This is a genomic window from Corallococcus macrosporus (assembly GCF_017302985.1).
Lineage (GTDB): Bacteria > Myxococcota > Myxococcia > Myxococcales > Myxococcaceae > Corallococcus > Corallococcus macrosporus_A.
Window position 1 is genome coordinate 341630 of the sequence record NZ_JAFIMU010000017.1, and the last position, 19446, is coordinate 361075.

Genomic DNA, 19446 nt, shown 5'->3' on the forward strand with positions numbered 1-19446 from the left:
CCCCTGCTTCCAGGAATCCAATCCATGCGAAAGCATTCTTCCGCCCGCCGTCTCCTCGGGCTCTTCTCGCTGTCCCTCCTGGCCGCCTGCAACGGGTTGCCGGAGGAGGGCGACGAGGGCCTCACCACCAACACCTCCGAGCTGGCGGTCCCCGCCAACTTCCTCTACCGCCAGGGGGCGCAGCTCTACCTGAACGGCGCGCCGTACCAGATGGTCGGCGTGGATGCGTTCACGCTGACGGGCTGTGGCGCCGCGCCCACCGACGCGCAACTGGACGCCTTCTTCGCGGGCCTGCGCCCCAACAGCCTGGTGCGCACGTGGGGCTTCCAGCCGTCGGGGCTGGCGCGTATCCAGAAGGTGGTCGCCGCAGCGGAGAAGTACAACCAGAAGCTCATCCTGTCGCTCGCGGACGGCCGCAGCTACTGCGGCGAGTGGGACGGCTACAAGGGCAGTGACGGCAGCGGCAAGTACCCCGTGTGGTACGCCAGCGGCTACAAGACGAGCTACCTGCCCTGGGTGCGTCAGGTCGTCACGCAGTTCAAGAACAGCGCGGCGGTGGGCATGTGGGAACTGCTCAACGAGCCCGGTGACGCGGACAACGCCACCATCAAGGCGTTCTTCAACGACGTCAGCACCACCATCAAGGGCATCGACCCGAACCACCTGGTCGGCTCCGGCTCGTGGGCGCCCTGGGCCTACGGCGGCGAGGCGGGCTTCAAGGACATCCACAACCTGCCCAACATCGACGTGGGCTCGCTGCACGAGTACGACTACGACTACAACAACGGCAACACCATCGTGTCGCCGCACTTCGCGCCGGCCCTGCGCGCGATGGACGGGCTGAACAAGCCGCTCATCATCGGAGAGACGGGCATCATCTCCGGCCTCAGCGGGTGCCGCACGTCGCGCACGGCCCGCCGCGACGCCATGCGCCAGAAGTTTCAGCAGTACATCTCCGGCCGAGCGGCCGCGGTGCTCGTCTGGAACTGGAGCCCCGTCACTCCCTCCGGCTGCGAGCTGACCTTCGGGCCGGACGACCCGATGATGCCGATGATCAAGGACTTCCCCCTGCCGTCCACGCCGCCCCCGCCCACGGGCAACACCGTGCAGCTCAATGACAACACGGTCGGCACGGGCACCGGGCAGTTCGAGTACGCGGGCACCTGGGAGGCCGGCACGGGCGCGGAGAAGTTCCAGGGGGATGACCACTACTCCGCCACCACCAACTCCACCTACGTCGTCCGCTTCAATGGCACGCAGGCGAAGCTGTACGGCTCGGTGGCATCGCACCACGGCATCGCGACCGTGTCCGTGGACAGCGGCGCGGCGGTGGACGTGGACTTCTACTCGGCCACGCGCCAGGACCAGAAGCTGCTCTTCACCAGCGCGACGCTGACGTCCGGAGCCCACACGCTCACCGTCAAGGTGTCGGGCCGCAAGAACGCCGCGTCGTCCGGGTACACGCTCAACGCGGACCGCGTGGACGTGACGACGGCGACGCAGGGCGACACCACCGCGCCCACCGCGAGCATCACCCAGCCCACCGGCGGCACGGTGGCGGTGGGGAACGTGACGGTGCAGGCGACGGCCAGCGACAACATCGGCGTGGTGAAGACGGAGCTGCACGTGGACGGCCAGAAGGTGGGCGAGGACACGACCTCGCCCTATTCCTTCCCCTGGGCCGCCACCGCCGGGGCGCACTCGCTGGTGGTGAAGGCGTATGACGCGGCCAACAACGTGGGCACCAGCACCGCCGTGTCGGTGACGGCTGCGAGCCAGACGACGACCACGGTCCAGCTCAACGACAGCGTGGTGGGCACCGGCCTGGAGCAGTTCGAGTACACGGGCACCTGGGAAGCAGGCACCGGCACGGGCAAGTTCCAGAGCGATGACCACTTCTCCGCGGCGACCAACGCCACCTACGTGGTGCGCTTCAACGGCACGCAGGCGAAGCTGTACGGCTCGGTGGCGTCGCACCACGGCATCGCGTCGGTGTCCATCGACGGGGGCACGGCGGTGGACGTGGACTTCTATTCCGCCACGCGCCAGGAGCAGAAGCTCTTGTGGACCAGCGCGGTGCTGACCGGCGGGACGCACACGCTGACCGTCAAGGTGTCGGGCCGCAAGAACGCGGCATCCTCCGGGTACACGCTCAACGCGGACCGCGTGGACCTGACGGTGTTCCGCTAGGCGGAGGACCGGGGCCCTTCCCACACGTCATGCTGATAGACTTCATGCCGATGCGTGCGGGAAGGGCCAGGGTCTGGGGTGGGGTGCTGGCGGGCTGTCTGCTCCTGCCGTTCATGTCCGCCCATGCGTCCGAGGGATTCGCGGACGACTTCGAAACGGGAACGCTGCTCCCCGAGGACACGCCGCCGGGACGGTGGGACGACTCGGGAATGGTGGGGACCAACACGTTCACCAGCGGGGCGGCAGGAGCGCACCGGGGGCGGTATGGGCTCACGGTGGTGGACCGAGCCACGGCGTCGGGCTCCCAGGCCAGCATCAACGCCAACGTGACCGCGCTGACGTCGGAGGTCCACATGCGCACCTGGCTGCGCATGCGGGACGTGGGGGCGGTGGGGAGCGCGGTGGTCATGCAGGGGCTGCCAGCGCTGGTGGAACTGCGTCTGCTGGCACCGGGGCCCGCCTGGGAGCTGGCGCTGCGCAACGGCTCCGGTCGGACCTATGTGAGCCTTCACGGAGCGAAGGTGGAGGCGGAGCGTTGGTCACTCGTCGAGCTGCGCGTCCGGGGAATGGGGACCGCGGCCGCGGAGGCCCGGCTGTGGGTGGACGGCATCGAGCAGGGCCCAGGGCTGACCGGACTGGACCTGCGCGATGACGCAAACAAGGTGGACAAGGTGGTGGTGGGCGAGCCGTGGAGCGACACGGGCACCTTCACGGGCTTCCTGGACTTCGACGACGTGCGCGTTTCGGACGCGCCCATGGCCAGCCGTCTGGAGTTGCGCCGGCCGGAAGCGGAAGGGGCGAAGGACTGCCTCGCGGTGGACCTGTCACTGCGAGCGTCCTCCACGGGGACGCTCGCGCCTGCGCCATACGACACCGACGTGTCGCTGGCAGTGGAGGGCGACAAGGGCGGATTCCACACGGAGAAGGACTGTGATTCGCCGGTGACGCGAGTGCGCCTGCCGACAGGAACTTCCGAGCGACGCATGTACTTCCGGCCCCAAGGACCGGCGGGGACGGTGACGTGGCAGGCATCGCACGCGGACTTCCTTCCCGCGTCGCTGACCGTGGACGTGGAAGCGCTGCCGTCAGACGCCGATGGCGGCGGGCCATGGACAACGGAACTGGGATGCACCTCCGCGCCGGGAGCCGTCCTGGCGCTGCCGGCACTCCTGGGCATCTGGCTCCGTCGCAGGCGAGCCAGATAGGTCGCCACAGCAGAGGGCCCGGTGTCCCGAAACACAACGAGGACCATGGGCCCTCGCGGCCATATCAGTCCCGCCTGGCCGGAAGCGCTTTGCGCGAACCTGTCCGACTGTCGGACAAGCTCTTGCCGCCCGGCCCCAAGAGTGCGCTGTCCCAACAGGTGACGAGGACGGTAGGTCCACGCGTCCATGTCAGGTCCCGGCTGGTTGGGAGCGCTTTGTGCAAACCTGTCCGACAGTCGGACAGGTTTGTGGCGTGGGGCGCCCAGGGGCGGACGTCCACGAGGACGGTGGGCCGGCGCGTCCATGTCAGACCCCTGTGGTTGGATGCGCGTGGCGTGGGTGAGGAGGAGGACGGTGATGGAGCGGGTGGGACGCGTGGCGTACGTGGAAGAGCAACTCGAGCGCTACATTTCGCTGGGGATGCTGCCGCGGGGGCAGTTCGCCTCGGAAGAGAAGTTGGCGGGTGAGTTCAAGTGCTGTCGGGGCACCGTGCGCGAGGCGTTCCGGCGACTGGCGGCGCGAGGCCTGGTGGTGCAGCACCCCGGGCGCAAGACGCGCGCGGTGGCGCTGGGCGAGTCACTGACACTGGAGAACCTGGGCCTTGCGCTGCATCACCGGCACACCGAGGAGGGCCGGCGGCTTTTTGAGGGCTTCTTCAGCCTCAAGCGTCAGGTGCTGGTGGAGCTGCTGGCCGACTGCTGCACGAAGGCCTCCGCGTCGCAGGTGGGCCAGTTGGAGTCCATCTGTTACGCGCTCTCGGACGCGGCGCGCTGGGAGCCCGGTGCTCGCTGCGCGGAGTTGGAATTCGAGTTGCTGCGGCTGGCGGCCCATGCGGCTGCGCGTCCCGGGCATCTGCTCCTCATCCAGTCACTGCAACGGGCCCTGCGAGGAAACGCGGCCCGGCTGCTGTCCTTCATGGGCGGAGACGCCCTGCGCGAGTGGGCCCGCTGCGCGATGCACGCCCTCGGCGAGCGCGATGTGCGGACGCTCCAGCACCAACTGCCGGCGCTGCTGAAGGCGTGCGATGAGGGCATGCTGGACGCCTTTGCTCCTGTTCCCCAGGAGCCTGTGTTCCCCGAAGCTCCGCATGCCCAGACGTGCTGCTCCGATGCCTCATCGACTGTCAGCAGGTGCGATGAGCCGCTTGTGAAAGAGCCCTGCGTCGAGGAGCAGGGCCTTGCCCGACCGGCTTCAGCCACCGATGACTCTGCGGCCCTTGCGGGGCCGCCTGGCCCTCATGAACCGCTTCCCTCCGTGGAGCCGGACCAGGGGACACCGTGTTTCCCAACCGCTTCAGTGCTCCCCCCAAGCGAACCCGAGGCCGAGCACTCCTGTGCGCAGGGGATGGGCGAGGCCTTGGGCAACCGGTCTGATTGGGATGCTTCTTGTCCGGAAGAGGCCCTCCAGCCCACGCCTCCTCCCTCTGACTCGCGGAGAGAAACGGGCGGCACCTGGGGCTTCTTGGGCCGGTGGGCTCTGCGCGTCTGGCGCTTCGTGACCTATTCCTTGGGGCCACCACCTGCTTCGTAAGCAGCGACTGCTCTCCGCCCCTCGCCGGGCATTCCTTGCCGGATGCATCAATGGGCCTCTAGCGGCCTGCCTGTCCGCCCGGCGTGAAGCGCAGTCCGGTGACGCCCAGCAGGTGCGTGCCCTGATAGTCCGTGCTGGACGGTATCCAGCGTCCGCTCAGTTCCGCGAAGACGTCGAACTTCGTGGAGAGGGGCAGGCTCGCGCCCGCGGACAGGCCGCCGCCGAACAGCGCGGGGCCGCCCACGGCATAGCCATCCAGGGATAGGGAGAGGGTCACGGGGCCCAGGAGTCGCGGGGCCTGGGTGCCCAGGCGGAGGGCGGCTCCGAAACGGCTTCCGGCCGTGGCGTTCAGTTCCCCAAAGACATACGTCCCGGAGAGGCGCGCACCGGCTTCCAGTCCGGCTCCGGAGGACGGGGACAACCCAAAGGCGGCCCGCAGCTGCGCGCTGAACGCGAGCGAGGAGAAGAAGGCGGGCTGCGTGGCGGGTGCCGCTGGCAGGACGACTCGCACCTGCTCGGTCTGGTCTGTGTGGACCTTGACCTGAAGGGGCGTCAGGGTCGGGCCGACCTCTAGCGTATGGGTGCCGATGGGGACTGGGCCCTTCCAGGGTGCCTGTCCCAGCAGCCGTCCGTCGAGCCGTACCTCTGCTCCGGCGGGGTCGACTTCGATGGCCAGCGTGCCCTGGAGGCGCCCTCGCAGGCTTTCGAAGAGGGCGACCACGGTGGGCTGGACTCGCTGCGGGTCCAGGCGGGCGTCGGGGTTGGCTTCGAGTGCTCGGGCGAAGGCGGTCTCCATCTGGGCGTACTGGCGTAGTGCCGCGTACACCTCGCCCTGCACAAGGCGCAGTTGCGCGGTCTGTGCTTCGTCGCGGGTTTGCCGGAGCCCTGCTTCGATGTGGGCGAGCGCGGCCTCGAAGTCCGCCTCGGAGAGGGACTGCAGCGCGGCTTCCAGGTCGCGGTTCTCCACCGCGGGGCCCGCGGCGGCGAGCAGCAAGGACACCATCACCTGGGGCGCGCTCATGGACGCAGCTCGATGCGGACCACGGACTTGGTGCCTGGGACGATGCTCACCTGCCGCTGCTCCGGATGGAAGCCGTCGCGCTCCACTCGGACGGCGTGCCGTCCTTCGGGAAGGTCGAAGGAAAGGGGCGTCGCGCCCAGGTGCTTGCCGTCCACGCTGACGTCTGCCCAGACCGTCTTGCCTTCGTGCACCGTCACCACGCGCAGTTCGCCGCGAGCCGGCGCCTGTGTGGAGGGCTGCTTCGCGCTGGCCGTCAGCGGCCGGGACTGGCTTCTGCTCCTGCGGAGCGGTGCTTTCGTGGCGGGATCGGTGTGTCCCGTCGAAGCCTTCCCCGAAGGGCGTCCTGCCGCCGAGATGACCGGTGCCGGCGTCTCCTGCTCGATGCCGTTCATACTTCCTGGCGCGGTGCTGGGCCCCAGCGCCGCCGGCTTCATGACGGTGCCACTTCCCGCGTGCGACGTGGGCTCAGTCTCCGTCTTGCTGTCGCGGTTCCCAGGTGCAGCGTCTGTGATGGCTCGGTTGACCACGGTAGCCTCCGCCGCCGTCTTGCTGTCGCGGTCCCCAGGCGCAGTTGCCGTGATGGCGCCGGTGCCCACCGGAGCCTCCGCGGCAGGCCCGGTTGCGGCGCTGCTTCCTCGTGCCTCGCGGGCAGATATCGCAGCGGTGCGACCGTCAACGGATGGCCCGGGCGCGGTGCTGTCGCCCACGTGAGCTGACATCGCTGCGGGGGTAGCGAGTGCCGCAGCGGTGTCTTGCGCGGCTTCCTGCCGGAGCGCCAGCGTTCCGAACAACAGCGCACCTACGGCCGCTCCAATTAGCGCCGTCAGCAGGCGCGAACGCCAGCGCTTCTCGTGCTGCTCTGTTGCTCTCTTGGGGGCAGTCGCCGCTGGCTGCTCCACGCTCACCCGTGCGGCTTCTTCCATTGCCGTCAGCAGCGCCAGCGCTCCTGACTGGCGTTGCTCTGGATCCATCGCGGTGGCCTGCACGAGCACCTTCGCCAGTGGCAATGACAGCCATGGCGCCTGCTCACGGAGCGCTTGCGCCGCGTGACGGGGGCCTTCGCCTAGCAGCCGACAGGTGCTCGATGGCGGCAGGCCCGTCAGCATCTCCAGCAGTACCAGGCCCAGTGAGTACAGGTCCGCTCGCCCGTCCACGGGCTCACCCCGTGCCTGCTCCGGCGCCATGTAGCTGGGCGTGCCCAGCCGCAGGCCGCTGCGGGTGGCCTCCTCGCCCCGGTGCTCCCAGAGGATGCCGAAGTCGAGCAGCGTCGCTCGCCCTCCGGGTGACAGGAAGACGTTGCCGGGCTTGATGTCCCGGTGCACGCAGCCTCGCTGGTGGATGAAGTCCAAACCCGCGCACACCTGCCTCGCCAGTGCGAGCACCTCCGCCACGGGCAGCGGCCCCGGCACCGACTTCAGGTAACGGGCGAGTGACATTCCCTCCAGGTGCTTCATCACGATGAAGGGCCGGCCACGCTCCTGACCCACTGCGTGGATGGGCGTGATGTGCGGATGCTCCAGCCTCGCCATCGCGCGGGCTTCCCGCTCGAAGCGCGCCACGCTCTCTGGATCCGCGCACAGCGCTTCGTGCAGCAGCTTGATGGCCACGGTCCGCTCGAGCGCCACGTCCAGCGCCCGGTACACCTGACCCATGCCTCCCGCGCCCAACAGCTCCTCCAGCCGCCACTTGCCCTCCAGCAGATCGCCTGTCTTGAGCGGCGGGCGCGTCGACGTTCGCGCGGTCCAGCCGGCCTCGCCCGCGTGCTGCGTGATGACGGTGCACTCCGCGCAAGGCGCGCCCGCGAACGGAAGGGGCAGCCCACAGGTGGCGCACGGTGAGGGTTGCTTGTGGAGCGCCATGGGCGGCCCTATGTTGCCATAACCCATGGGTGCTTCCTCCACCGAGCCGCTCTCCCCTGGTGCCCTGGCGGAGGGGCGACCTGAACCCCATGGCCCCCGCTTCCGGGTGGTGGTGGAAACGGGCCCCGACGCGCGACGGGACGTCCTCCTCGAAGGCACGCTGCTCGTGGGCACCCAGGTCGAAGGGGGCCTCAAGCTGAGCGACCCGACCGTGTCGCGCGTGCACCTGGAGCTCCAGGCCCGGCCGGAGGGCGTGCGGGTGCGGGACGTGGGCTCTCGCAACGGCACGTGGTCCCTGGGCGTGCGTGTCCACGAGGTGACGGTCGCGAGCGAGGCCCGCTTCACGCTGGGCAAGACGACGCTGCTCGTGCTGCCGGAGGCCAGCGACGAGGCCGGGACTTCCGCGCCCCGCACGTCCTTTGGCCGCGCGCTGGGACAGAGCGCCGCCATGCAGCGACTCTTCGGCGTGCTGGAGCGCACCGCTCGCTCCGCCTTCTCCGTGCTGCTGCTGGGCGAGACGGGCACTGGCAAGGAGCTGCTCGCGGAGGCGCTGCATCAGGCCTCGCCTCGCGCGGCGAAGCCATTCGTCATCGTGGACTGCGGCGCGGTGGTGCCTTCGCTCATCGAGAGTGAGCTGTTCGGTCACGCGAAGGGCGCCTTCACCGGGGCGCATGCCGACCGCCAGGGGCAGCTCGTGAACGCGCACGGCGGCACGGTGTTCCTGGACGAGGTGGGAGAGCTGCCGCTGGAGCTCCAGCCGAAGCTGCTCCGCGTGCTGGAGTCGGGCACGGTGCGCCGCGTGGGGGACAACGCCGCGCGCGACGTGGACGTGCGCGTGGTGGCCGCCACGCACCGTGACCTGAAGGCGGAGGTGGCGGCGGGCCGCTTCCGTGCGGACCTCTACTACCGGCTGGCGGTGGTGCCGGTGCGCGTCCCCGCCTTGAGGGAACGGGCGGAGGACATTCCGCTGCTGGCACGGCACGTCTTCGAGCAGGCGGGCCATCCGGACTTCCCGCTCACGGATGCGCTGGTGCAGCGGTTGGTGGGCTACGACTGGCCGGGCAACGTGCGCGAGCTGCGCAACTTCGTGCACCGCGTCCTCGCGGCGGGAGAGGTGGAGCTGCCGGACTCGAAGCCGGTGAGCGCCGTGGCCGCGACGAAGGACCTGAGCGCGCTGACCTTCAAGGAGGCCAAGGAGCACATGGTGGAGGCCTTCACGCGCGAGTACCTCACCGCGCTGCTCGCGAAGTGCGACAACAACATCTCCGAGGTCGCGCGCACGGCGGGACTGGCGCGCAGCCACGTCCACGGCCTGCTCCACCGCTACGGGTTGAAGGCTGGAGGCTGACACCGTCCACCTGGCGAAGGGCGTGGAGGATGCGGAGCCGTCTTGCGAAGCGTCACGCCCTCAAGGGCCGGGGCCTGGGGTGTCAGCTCTCGCAGAGCGCGGATGAAGCGAAGCGCCCGCGAAGCGTCACGCGTTGAAGGGCAGCGCGTGTCGGCTCCTTGGAGGATGCGGAGGAGTCGAGTCCGTCCGCGAGGCGTTAACCCTTGAGGAGCAGGAGCCGAGTGTGTCGGCCCGTTGTCGTACACAGAGGCGGTGGGGCTGGGACCGTCCGCGACGTGTCACGACTTGAAGGCTAGGGCGGAGTACGTCGGCTCCGCAGCGGGCACGGAGGAGGTGGGTCTGTCCGCGACGTGTCACGACTTGAAGGCAGGGGTCGAGCATGTCGCCGCTTTGGCAGGCGGAGGAAATGGGACTGTCCTCAATGTTCCACGCCTTGAAGGCTGGGACTGAGTGGTTCGGCTCCTTGGAGACGACGGAGGAGGTGCAGTCGTTCGCGATGTGTCGCGCCTTGAAGGCCGGGCTGAGCGTGTCGGCTCCTCGGCGGGTACGCAGGAGGTGGGTCTGTCCGCGACGTGTCACGCTTTGACGGCCCGGGTAGAGCGTGTCGGTTCCTCGATGGGGCGGAGGTGGGGACATCCGCGAAGCGTTACGGTTTGAAGGACGGCGCCGAGCGTATCGGAGTCTCGGAGGTGGCGGAGGAGGCGAGTCCGCCCGAGAAGTGTCACACCTTGAAGGTTGGGCCGAGCGTGTGGCCCGGCAGCGATGAGCCGTGCAGCAGGACCGGAGCCGCGCCATGACGGATGGCCGCGTCGCGCCGGGAATCGTCAGCCTTTCGTGCGCGTGGGCTTGCCGGTGAGCGTGGCGGTGGCGGCTTCTCGCGAGTGGTCCGGTTCCCAGGGGAGCCGTCCGGCACCTGGCAGGAACGGTGACACCAGTTCCGCTAGCTCTGGCTGGCCCACCAGCGGGGCCCCGGCGTGCAGGGATTGATTCAATGCCGTGCGCAGCTCCAGCAGGGAAGGGCGCTTCGATGGCGCCTTGGCCAGCGCCGCCGTCACCGCCTTCTGGAGTCCCGTGGGCACTCCGCCCGGCTTGCGTGGCACTTCCGTCAACACCGCGTCCATCGTGGCGGCCGGCGTGTCCCTCCGTAGCGGTGCCACTCCCGTGAGCAGTTCATGGAGCGTCAATGCCAGACCGTGCACGTCCGTCAGCGCATCCAGTGGTTCGTCGCGGAGCTGCTCGGGCGCGGCGTATTCCAGCCGGGCCTTCACCTGTCCGGGCTGTGTCTCGGTGAGCCGCCCTGCTCGGCGCGCGATGCCCAGGTCCAGCAGCTTCACCGCGCCGGTGTCGGAGAGCATCACGTTGCCGGGATGGAGGTCCCGGTGGATGAGGCCCAGCGGCTGTCCGTCACGTCCTCGCAACGGATGCAGGTAGGCCAGGCACTCCGCCACGCTCAGCGCGATGCGCACCGCTTGGGGCCATGGCAGGGGGCCCAGCCCGGCGGCGCGGCGTGCTTCCAGGAGCTGCGCCAACGTGAGGCCGTGGACGTACTCGAACACGAGGAACAACAGCCCGTCCTGCTGCCCGAAGGCCCTCAGCCTCGCGAGCGCCGGGTGGTGGAGCAGGGCGGAGAGGTGGGCCTCGTCCAGGAACTGCCTCACCCATGCGTCATCTCCGGCCACTTCCGGCCGCATCCGCTTGAGCGCCACCAGCCGGTCCGGCCCCACGCCGCCCTTCACCTCGGCGAGGAACACCTCCGACATGGCGCCCAACGCCAGGCGCTTGAGGAGGACGAAGTCATCGAGGCTCGGTGCCTGCTGCATGGCGTGGACCTTAACAGGCACGCTGGCGGGACTCGCGAAGTGACGGCTGGCGTGAAATGAGCAGGCTTTGAAGCGGCTGGGGTGTGTCGCCTCCGCCGCCGAAGGGGCGGAGGGGGCGTGGCACGGAACCTGCCTTGTGCCGTGACGAACCCCTGAGGCCCCCTCATCCCCCGAAAGGCAGACGCATGTTCCGCCCCCTGAAGTGGTCGCTCCTCCTGGCCTGTGGCCTCACCGCGTGCGGTGGGCCCGAGCTGGAAACTCCCGCGCCGGAGGCCGCCGACGTGGAGCAGGCCGCCACCGCGACGCCCAATCCCACGGGCCGCTTCTACATCGTGGGCAAGGACATCGTGGGCCCCAGCGGCAACAAATTCTACCCGGTGGGCGCCAACCTGGACGGTTGGGACTTCTTCCAGCGCGACACGGAGAACCGCGCGGACGCCGCCGTGAAGTGGGGCTGGAACATCGTGCGCATCAACGGCGCGCAGCTGGCGCACCCGGAGTACAACACCTACGGCCTGGTGTCCGGCGACACGTCGAAGCCGAACTTCGACAAGATCGACCGCATCGTGCAGGCGTTCACGTCGAAGAAGATCGTCGTGATGCTCGAGTTCCACGACAAGGTGTGGAGCGGTGGCAAGACGGACGCCACGAAGCTGGCGCAGACCCGCGACGCCTGGGCGGCGCTGGCGCAGAAGTACAAGAACAACACCTACGTCTGGTTCAACCTCCTCAACGAGCCCATCTGGGGCGAGGCGGTGACGGACTACCTGAGCGTGCTGGGGACGCTGCGAGCGGCGGTGCGCAACACGGGCGCGGAGAACGTCGTCGTCATCGACGGTGGCGTCGCGGGGCAGGAGTGGAACCGCTGGGGCGTGCCGGGCAACCTCATCCCCACGTACGGGCCGCAGCTGTCGGACGGCAAGTGCAACACGCTCTTCTCCATCCACGTCTACAACGCGTGGGCGGAGGCCGGCGGCAGCAATGTGCACTCGGCGGAGTTCGTGTCGTACGTGAAGTCGGTGCAGGCCAAGAACCTGGCGCTCATCGTGGGGGAGACGGGCTGGAACAAGACGGACGCGGACGTGCCCCGGCTGAAGGCGGGCAGCATGGTGGCCTTCAACAACGCGCCCACCTACGGGGTCGGCATCATCGGGTGGCACGCGAACCCGAACTGGGATGACACGTTCTTCCTCACCACCTCCGGCCAGTTCCACGCGGTGGACAACTGGACCACGCCCACCAACCTGACGGACTTCGGCAAGGCGCTGTGGAAGCTGTCGAAGACGAAGCCCGCCCTGGGCGCCTTCACCGGGGACTACCGGAACAGCCACTGCGGTTCGGCGAACTGACTGTCCTCTCGTGTGAACAGCCCCTGTTCACAGAACAGGACAGGGGCCGTCACGCGCGGGTCGTTCCGGAACGCGAGCCCGGCCATCGCCTCGGACCCATGGACAGGGCGGATCAGGCCAGGTCCTGCGGCCAGGTGCTGGTGTCTCCGTCGGAATAGACGGGCGCCACCTTCTGCTGCTCTCCCTCCCAGTAGAAGCGGAACTTCGACCAGGGGGCCTTGTGCGCGGAGGCGTCGACCATGCTGAAGCCCGGGTCGAAGCGCGTCTCCTTGCGGAAGTTCCGGGAGGCACCCGCCGTGGTGATGTTCGCCCGGCGCGCCAGCACCTCCGTGACGAGGCCGAAGCGCTTGAGCTCGCGGTGGAACACCGCCGCGAACGCGTTCTTGTCCATGGGCGCCCTTCGGGCCGCGTCGAGCCGGCTCTCGTTCTCTTCCTTCGACTGGTCCTTGTTGTAGAGCGGCGGGATGTAGCCCGCGCCATAGCAGCTCACCACGCTGATGCAGGTGATGGGGTTGGCCCCCAGGACCGTGTTCTTCATGAGGGCGGCCATGACGGAGCCGGAGAGACCCGCGAAGTTGAAGCCGTCGTCGCCGTGTGCCACCAGATACAGCCGGCAGGCGGCCTTCTTGAGGTTGATGCGGAAGACCTTCTCCACCGTCGCCGCGTTCTCGGTCTGGTTCTCGGGCTTGGTAGCGTTCTGGATGGCCGCCTTGGCGCTGGTGGAGATCGCCATGAGCCTGTGCGTGGAAGCGTCGAAGGGATCTCCCGCCCGAAGGTGGATGTGGACGAGGCTGGAGATGTCCGGGTGCTTGCTCTGAAGGTCGTTCGCGATGTTCTCGATGGCCGAGTCCCCGGTGCCCGTCAGCACGGCGATGACGAGCTGGTGGGTGAAGCGCTTCGACTTGGGGCGGGTCGTGGGAGGGCTGCTCGTGGAGGAGGTGCCGAAGGAGAAGCTCGGGAGGGAGCCGAAGGAGAACGTCGAAGGCGTCGGCGGCGGCCCCCCGGGCGAGGACGGCGGACCGAAGGAGAAGGTGAAGGTCGGCTGCGGCGGGGACGGCAGCAGGTGGAACGGCGACGGCGTGGGCGGAGGCGGAGGCAAGGGGCTCGACAGCGGAGGGCTGCTGGTGCTGCCGCCCGTCCCCTTGGGCGTGTAGCCCGTGCCGCTGTAGTCCACCTTGAAGGCCGGCTGGGTCTGCGCGCCACCACACTGCGGGCAGTACGCGTACACATCGCGGTCGAACAGTGAGCCACACAGCAGGCACTTGAGGATGACGGGCATGGGAGCGACTCCGGGGCCAGCCTCGCAGCGTACTCCCTCACCTGGGTTTGACCCGAATCGCCGGGTCGCTGCCTCCCTGCCTGCCGGACCCCTTTTCCGGGAGGCTTTTCCCCTCATGCATCCCCCTCGTTCCTCATCCCGCGCGGCCCTCGCCGTGCTCCTGCTGCTCCTGCCCACCCTGGCCCTGGCCGCAGACCGGGGCGCCTGGGCCCCGGGCGTCGCGTACACCGTGGGCGACATCGCGTCCTATGGCGGCAAGGGCTACGACTGCCGGCAGTCCCATACGTCCCTGGTGGGCTGGGAGCCACCCAACGTGCTCGCCCTGTGGCTGGAGCGCACCGGCACGCCTCCTCCCGCCGACACCCAGGCCCCCAGCACTCCCTCTGGGGTCACCTCGCCGTCCAAGACCTACGAGAGCGTGTCGCTGACCTGGAGCACGTCCACGGACAACGTGGGCGTCACCGGCTACGAGGTCTTCGTCAACAACGGCGCGGCCGCCTCCGCCACCTCCACCACGACGAGCGCCACCGTGACGGGGCTCGCCGCGAACACGGCCTACACGTTCACGGTGAAGGCGCGCGACGCGGCGGGGAACCGCTCCGCGGCGAGCGCGGCGTTCAGCACCACCACGCCCGCGCGCCCCCCGGCCGACACCCAGGCCCCCACCGCGCCCGGCTCCCTGCGCTCCACCGGCGTGACGGCCTCCAGCGTGTCCCTGGCGTTCAACGCGTCCAGCGACAACGTGGGCGTCACCGGGTACGAAATCTTCGTCAACGGCGGCACCAGCGCGGCGGCCACCAGCACCACGACCACCGCGACCGTGACGGGGCTTTCAGCCAACACCACCTATACGTTCACCGCGAAGGCGCGCGACGCGGCCGGCAACCGGTCCTCCGCGAGCAACAGCGTCGCCGTGACGACGGGCACCACCGCGCCTTCCGGCGGCAAGGTGCTGGTCGGCTACTGGCACAACTTCGACAACGGCTCCACGAACATCCGGCTGCGCGACGTGTCGTCGAAGTTCAACGTCATCCAGGTCGCCTTCGCGGAGCCGGTGGCGGGTGCGCCGTCGGGCACCATGGGCTTCACGCCGTACAACGCCACCGTGGCGGAGTTCAAGGCGGACATCGCCGCGCTCAAGGCGCAGGGCCGCAAGGTGCTCATCTCGCTGGGCGGCGCCAACGGCACCATCCACCTGGACGACGCGGCGGCGAAGCAGGCCTTCGTCACCAGCATGCAGGGGCTCATCCACACGTATGGCTTTGACGGGCTGGACCTGGACCTGGAGGGCGCGTCGCTGGCGCTTGGCGCCGGGGACAGCGACTTCCGCAACCCCACCACGCCGCGCATCCAGAACCTCATCGCGGGCACGCGGCAGTTGCTCAACGACAACGGGTCGGGCTTCCTGCTCACCATGGCGCCGGAGACGGCCTACGTGCAGGGCGGCTACGCGGCCTACGGCGGCCCGTGGGGCGCCTACCTCCCCGTCATCCACGCGCTGCGCGACCGGCTCACGTACCTGCACGTGCAGCACTACAACACCGGCACCGTGATGGCGCTGGACGGCCGCGCCTACGCGCAGTCCACGCCGGACTTCCACGTGGCCATGGCGGAGATGCTGCTCCAGGGCTTCCCGGTGGGCGGCAACGCGAGCGCCGTCTTCCCCGCGCTGCGGCCGGAGCAGGTCGTCATCGGCCTGCCGTCCTCGCCGCAGGCCGCGGGCGGGGGCTACACCACGCCCGCGAACGTGCAGAAGGCGCTGGACTACCTGATGAAGGGCCAGGCCTTCGGCGGCACCTACGTGCTGCGCCAGGCCGGCGGCTACCCCGGCTTCAAGGGGTTGATGACCTGGTCCATCAACTGGGACGCGTTCACGAACTTCGAGTTCTCCAACAGCCACCGCGCCTACCTGGATACCTACCGGTAGGCGCGGCGGGCTGGCTAGAGACAGAAGTTGAGGAACACGCTGACGTAGTGACGGCCGGAGTTGGCCGTGATGAGGTCCTCACGGCCATCTCCGTTGACGTCCGCGCGGGTCAGCGCGGAGACGCTGCTCGTGGTGGAGAAGTCCACGGGCGCTCCGAAGCTGCCCGTGCCGGTGCCCGGGAACACGCGCACGTAATGGGCCGCGCTGGCGGCGTTGTTGTGCGAGACGGCGAGGTCCACCTTCCCGTCCCCGTCGAAGTCCGCCGCCGCCACGCCCTGGGGCGTGTTCCCCGTGGTGAGCGTCTGCGCCACGGTCAGGCCCCACGGCGTCGTGCCCAGCAGCACGCTGACGCTGCTGCCGTTGCTGTTGGCCACAGCCGCGTCCACGCGCCCGTCGCCGTTGAACTCCGCGAGCGCGATGGCGCGGGGCCGGCTGCCCACCGACACGGAGGGCTGACGCGCGAAGGTGCCGCCGCCCAGGTTGCGCTCGGGTTCGACGGTGCCGTCGTAGCTGACCAGCAGCAGGTCCTTGCGTCCGTCCCCGTCCAGGTCCGCGCTGGCGAGCGCGATGGGCAGGGTCGCGACGTCGGTGGTCACGGCGGCCGCGAAGCCTCCGAAGCCATCCCCTGCCAGCAGGCTCACGGTGTTGTCGGCGTTGTTCGCGGTGACGAGGTCCACCCGTCCATCGCCGGTGAAGTCCTCGGCGAGCAGCGCCATGGGCACCCGGCCCGTCGTGAAGTCCTTCCGGGCGAAGTTGCCGAGGCCATTGCCCAGCCACACGGTGACGTTGCCGTTGAGCGTGGGGCCCGGCGTCCCGTTCTGGTTGGCCGTGACGAGGTCCAGCTTGCCGTCCTGGTTGAGGTCCACGGCCACGACGGCGCTCGGGATGGACGCGGTGCTCAGGTTGCGGCTGACGCCGAAGCCGCCCTGGCCGTCTCCCAGCTTCACGGCGACCCCGGCGCTGTCGCGGGAGGTCACCGCGAGGTCCAGCACACCGTCTCCGTTGAAGTCGCCCGTCGCCGTCCAGGCAGGGCTCGGGACGGCGGCCACGTCGAGCCTCGTCAGGAACGCTCCCTGGCCGCGGCCCTTGAGCAGGGACAGCCCGTCGCTCGTGCTCGCCACCGCGATGTCCCTGTGGCCGTCCCCGTCGAAGTCGCCGACCGCCACGCCGTGCGATGACTCCAGCGTGGGCAGGTCCTTGCGCACGGGGAAGCCGCCCGTGCCATCCCCCAGGCGCACCGTGATGACGGTCTTGCCGTGGGTCACCACGGCGTCCTCGTGGCCGTCACCGTCGACGTCCGTGAGCTCCAGGCTGCCGGGCGCATCGGCGACCGGGAAGCTCATGGGCGCCGCGAAGCGTCCCGTGCCATCGCCCATCGCCACGCCGAGCGACGTCGCGCCCTGGTTGAGGAACACGACGTCGAGCTTGCCGTCGCGGTCCAGGTCCACGCTCCGGGGCTGGGTGGCATACAGCTCCGTCTGGAGCACCTGTCCGGGCTGGAAGCCGCCGGCCCCGTCCGCGAGCAGCACCGTGGCGGAGAAGGTGTTGTGCGTGACGAACAGGTCCTGCCGGCCGTCCCCGTTGAAGTCCCCCATCGTGGCCGCGCGGGGCGCCTCCGGGAAGGGCACGTCCTGCCGGGGCCCGAAGCCTCCGGTGCCGTCGCCGGGGAACAGGCTGATGACCGTGCTCGTGGAGCTGGGCGCGACGAGGTCCAGGCGCCCGTCATCGTTGAAGTCCAGCACGGCCAGGACACTCTGCACGACGGGAATGTCCAGGTTCTTGCGCGACGTGAACCGGCCCTTCCCGTCGCCGAAGGCGATGCTGACAGTGGTGGTGCCGGAGATGGAGCTCAGGAAGAGGAGGTCCAGGTGGCCGTCCTCGTTGAAGTCCGCGGCGTGGGCCCGGTCCTGCGTCGTGGCCGTGTTCACGGTGAGGGGCGTCTGGCGCGTGAAGCCTCCGACGCCGTCTCCCACCATCACGGCCACGCCGCTGGACTGGGTGATGCCCAGGTCCGGGAGGCCGTCCTCGTTGAAGTCCCCGGCGGCGACCGCGTTCACGCCGGTGACCGGGAGCTTCGGCCAGCCGCCCAGCGACAGGCCGCAGGGCGTGGTCGCGTCACACGCGGGCGACAGCTCGCTGTCTCCCACCGCGTTGGTGGCCTGGACGGTGAAGGTGTAGTGCGTGCCACCCTCCAGGCCCGAGAGGATCGCGGACGTGGCGCTGCCCGCCACGTTCACCGTCCTGCCGCCGGGACTCGCGCGCACGGAGAAGCGGGTGAGGGCGCTGCCACCGTCGGATTCGGGGAGCGCCCAGTCCACGCGGACCCGGCCCTTCCCCAGCGCGGTGGCGAGCGGCGTCCGGGGCGCACCGGGCACGTCCGGCGTCGTCACCTCGGCGGAGGGCTGGGAGTCCGCGCTGGTGCCCACGGCGTTCACGGCGGCGACCGTCACCGTGTACGTCGTTCCTCGGGGCAGGCCCGTGAGGACCGCCTGGGTTTGCGGTCCCACGGTGACCGCCGCGCCCGCGACGCCGGCCACGGAAGGTGTCACCCGGTAGGCCGTCACCGGCGAGCCACCGTTGGAGGTGGGGGCGGTCCACGTGAGCGTGAGCTGACCGGCGCCCGCGACCGCCACGACGTCCGTCGGCGCGGCTGGAGGACCGACAGGGGTGACCGTCTCCGTCGCCTCGGGGCCGGTGCCCACCGCGTTGAGCGCGACGACGTGCAGCGTGTACGCAGTGCCGTTGGTCAGCTCCGTGAAGTGCGTCTGGGTCTGGGTGGAGGGCAGCGTCTGGGTCACGTCGCCCGGCTGGAGCGTCACGGTGTAGCCGGTGAGGGCGTTGCCTCCGTCGGAGGTGGGGGCGCTCCAGGACACGGTGGTGGCGCCGTCCTCCGCTTGCGCGGACAGGTCCAGCGGGGCTCCCGGCACGTCCGGCGTGGTGATGGCCGTGGACGCAGTGGACGCGGGCCCTTCTCCCGCGGCGTTCGAGGCGCGCACGGTGAAGGTGTAGGCCGTGCCGTTGGCCAGGCCCGTGACGTGGGCCTGCTGTCCCGTGACGTCGACGCTCGCGCCCTCCACGGCGGGCTGGACGTCCACGGCGTAGCCGGTGATGGGGCTGCCGTTCGTTTCAGGGGCGGTCCAGGACACCGTCGCACCGCGCACCTCCGCGGTGGCGACCACTCCCGAGGGTGCTCCCGGCCTGCCCGCGGGCGTCACCGGTTCGGAGGGTTGGGACGGCGTGGAGGGGCCCACGGCGTTCATGGCCACCACGGTGAACGTGTACGCGGTCCCGTTGGTGAGGCCCGTGAGCTGGGCTTCGAGCACGTCCGGCGCGACCGTCTCCGACGCGCCGCCCGGTGAGGCCGTGACGGTGTAGCCCGTGAGCGGGCTTCCGTTGTCCTCGGCCGGCATCCAGAACACCCGGACGGTACCGTCCCCGCTCATCGCCATCACTGCTTCGGGCGGTGAAGGGACCTCCGCGACCGTGCCCCCGTCCACGACGCCGGCATCGTCGGAGGTGCCGGCATCGTCAGCCGTCCCCGCGTCGTCGGAAGTGCCGGCATCGTCGGCCGTGCCCGCATCCGGGTCGCCCGGATCAACGGTGCCCGCGTCGTCGGCTGTGCCCGCATCCGAGGTGCCCGCATCGGAGGTACCTGCATCGTTGGCGGTGCCCGCGTCGCCGGTGCCCGCATCGTCGGAGGTGCCAGCGTCCAGGACGCCGGCATCGTCGTCAGGGCCCGCGTCCGTCACGCCCGCGTCGCGGACTGGCGGCTCGGGCGGCAGCGGTGAGACGCCTGGATCGCCGCATCCCACGGCGACTGAAAGCATGACGAGGACAAACCAGACGGCCCCACGGAACGGCATTTCCACTCCCCCTTCGGTACGGGGGACCGTTCTACCAGTCCGTGCTCCGTGTCCT

General features: G+C 69.8%; 11 protein-coding genes. 6 read left to right on the forward strand and 5 right to left on the reverse strand.

Annotated elements, in window-relative coordinates:
• Positions 1-24: 24 nt before the first annotated feature.
• From JYK02_RS37785 to JYK02_RS37795, 3 genes are all read left to right on the forward strand, one after another.
• Positions 25-2190, forward strand: a complete 2166-nt coding sequence (locus JYK02_RS37785; RefSeq protein ID WP_207057813.1) for an Ig-like domain-containing protein — start codon at positions 25-27, stop codon at positions 2188-2190.
• A 44-nt stretch (positions 2191-2234) separates the two neighbouring features.
• Complete coding sequence (locus tag JYK02_RS37790; protein WP_207057814.1) at positions 2235-3395, forward strand: hypothetical protein; 1161 nt, start codon at positions 2235-2237, stop codon at positions 3393-3395.
• 357 nt (positions 3396-3752) lie between these two features.
• The gene (locus JYK02_RS37795) at positions 3753-4925 is read left to right on the forward strand and encodes a FadR/GntR family transcriptional regulator (protein WP_207057815.1); all 1173 of its coding nucleotides are present in this window, start codon (positions 3753-3755) and stop codon (positions 4923-4925) included.
• 58 nt (positions 4926-4983) lie between these two features.
• Here JYK02_RS37795 and JYK02_RS37800 read toward each other — a convergent pair whose 3' ends face one another.
• Complete coding sequence (locus JYK02_RS37800) at positions 4984-5946, reverse strand: PEGA domain-containing protein (RefSeq protein WP_207057816.1); 963 nt, start codon at positions 5944-5946, stop codon at positions 4984-4986.
• A complete protein-coding gene (locus tag JYK02_RS37805) occupies positions 5943-7832 on the reverse strand; it encodes a serine/threonine-protein kinase (protein WP_207057817.1) in 1890 nt (629 codons plus the stop codon). The genes JYK02_RS37800 and JYK02_RS37805 overlap by 4 nt, the downstream gene beginning before the upstream one ends.
• On the opposite strand from JYK02_RS37805, the gene JYK02_RS37810 reads away from it, so the two are divergent.
• Positions 7831-9153, forward strand: coding sequence for a sigma 54-interacting transcriptional regulator (locus JYK02_RS37810; RefSeq protein WP_207057818.1), 1323 nt, complete (start codon positions 7831-7833; stop codon positions 9151-9153). The two genes, JYK02_RS37805 and JYK02_RS37810, sit on opposite strands and share 2 nt — an antisense overlap.
• An 824-nt stretch (positions 9154-9977) precedes the next feature.
• Here the strand turns inward: JYK02_RS37810 and JYK02_RS37815 are convergent.
• Entirely contained in the window at positions 9978-10973 is a 996-nt protein-coding gene (locus JYK02_RS37815) for a serine/threonine-protein kinase (protein ID WP_207057819.1), read from the reverse strand.
• A 185-nt stretch (positions 10974-11158) separates the two neighbouring features.
• On the opposite strand from JYK02_RS37815, the gene JYK02_RS37820 reads away from it, so the two are divergent.
• The gene (locus tag JYK02_RS37820) at positions 11159-12322 is read left to right on the forward strand and encodes a glycoside hydrolase family 5 protein (protein WP_207057820.1); all 1164 of its coding nucleotides are present in this window, start codon (positions 11159-11161) and stop codon (positions 12320-12322) included.
• A 112-nt stretch (positions 12323-12434) separates the two neighbouring features.
• On the opposite strand, the gene JYK02_RS37825 is transcribed toward JYK02_RS37820, so the two are convergent.
• The gene (locus JYK02_RS37825) at positions 12435-13601 is read right to left on the reverse strand and encodes a hypothetical protein (RefSeq protein ID WP_207057821.1); all 1167 of its coding nucleotides are present in this window, start codon (positions 13599-13601) and stop codon (positions 12435-12437) included.
• 115 nt (positions 13602-13716) lie between these two features.
• On the opposite strand from JYK02_RS37825, the gene JYK02_RS37830 reads away from it, so the two are divergent.
• Positions 13717-15528, forward strand: coding sequence for a fibronectin type III domain-containing protein (locus JYK02_RS37830; RefSeq protein WP_207057822.1), 1812 nt, complete (start codon positions 13717-13719; stop codon positions 15526-15528).
• A gap of 14 nt (positions 15529-15542) precedes the next feature.
• Here JYK02_RS37830 and JYK02_RS37835 read toward each other — a convergent pair whose 3' ends face one another.
• The gene (locus JYK02_RS37835) at positions 15543-19355 is read right to left on the reverse strand and encodes an FG-GAP-like repeat-containing protein (protein WP_207057823.1); all 3813 of its coding nucleotides are present in this window, start codon (positions 19353-19355) and stop codon (positions 15543-15545) included.
• Between the last annotated feature and the right edge of the window lie 91 nt (positions 19356-19446).

Bases quoted from the DNA above. Each gene is read 5' to 3' on its own strand.
- JYK02_RS37785 (WP_207057813.1), top strand. From the start codon at position 25: ATGCGAAAGCATTCTTCCGCCCGCCGTCTCCTCGGGCTCTTCTCGCTG.
- JYK02_RS37790 (WP_207057814.1), top strand. From the start codon at position 2,235: ATGCCGATGCGTGCGGGAAGGGCCAGGGTCTGGGGTGGGGTGCTGGCG.
- JYK02_RS37795 (WP_207057815.1), top strand. From the start codon at position 3,753: ATGGAGCGGGTGGGACGCGTGGCGTACGTGGAAGAGCAACTCGAGCGC.
- JYK02_RS37800 (WP_207057816.1), bottom strand. From the start codon at position 5,946: ATGAGCGCGCCCCAGGTGATGGTGTCCTTGCTGCTCGCCGCCGCGGGC.
- JYK02_RS37810 (WP_207057818.1), top strand. From the start codon at position 7,831: ATGGGTGCTTCCTCCACCGAGCCGCTCTCCCCTGGTGCCCTGGCGGAG.
- JYK02_RS37805 (WP_207057817.1), bottom strand. From the start codon at position 7,832: ATGGGTTATGGCAACATAGGGCCGCCCATGGCGCTCCACAAGCAACCC.
- JYK02_RS37815 (WP_207057819.1), bottom strand. From the start codon at position 10,973: ATGCAGCAGGCACCGAGCCTCGATGACTTCGTCCTCCTCAAGCGCCTG.
- JYK02_RS37820 (WP_207057820.1), top strand. From the start codon at position 11,159: ATGTTCCGCCCCCTGAAGTGGTCGCTCCTCCTGGCCTGTGGCCTCACC.
- JYK02_RS37825 (WP_207057821.1), bottom strand. From the start codon at position 13,601: ATGCCCGTCATCCTCAAGTGCCTGCTGTGTGGCTCACTGTTCGACCGC.
- JYK02_RS37830 (WP_207057822.1), top strand. From the start codon at position 13,717: ATGCATCCCCCTCGTTCCTCATCCCGCGCGGCCCTCGCCGTGCTCCTG.
- JYK02_RS37835 (WP_207057823.1), bottom strand. From the start codon at position 19,355: ATGCTTTCAGTCGCCGTGGGATGCGGCGATCCAGGCGTCTCACCGCTG.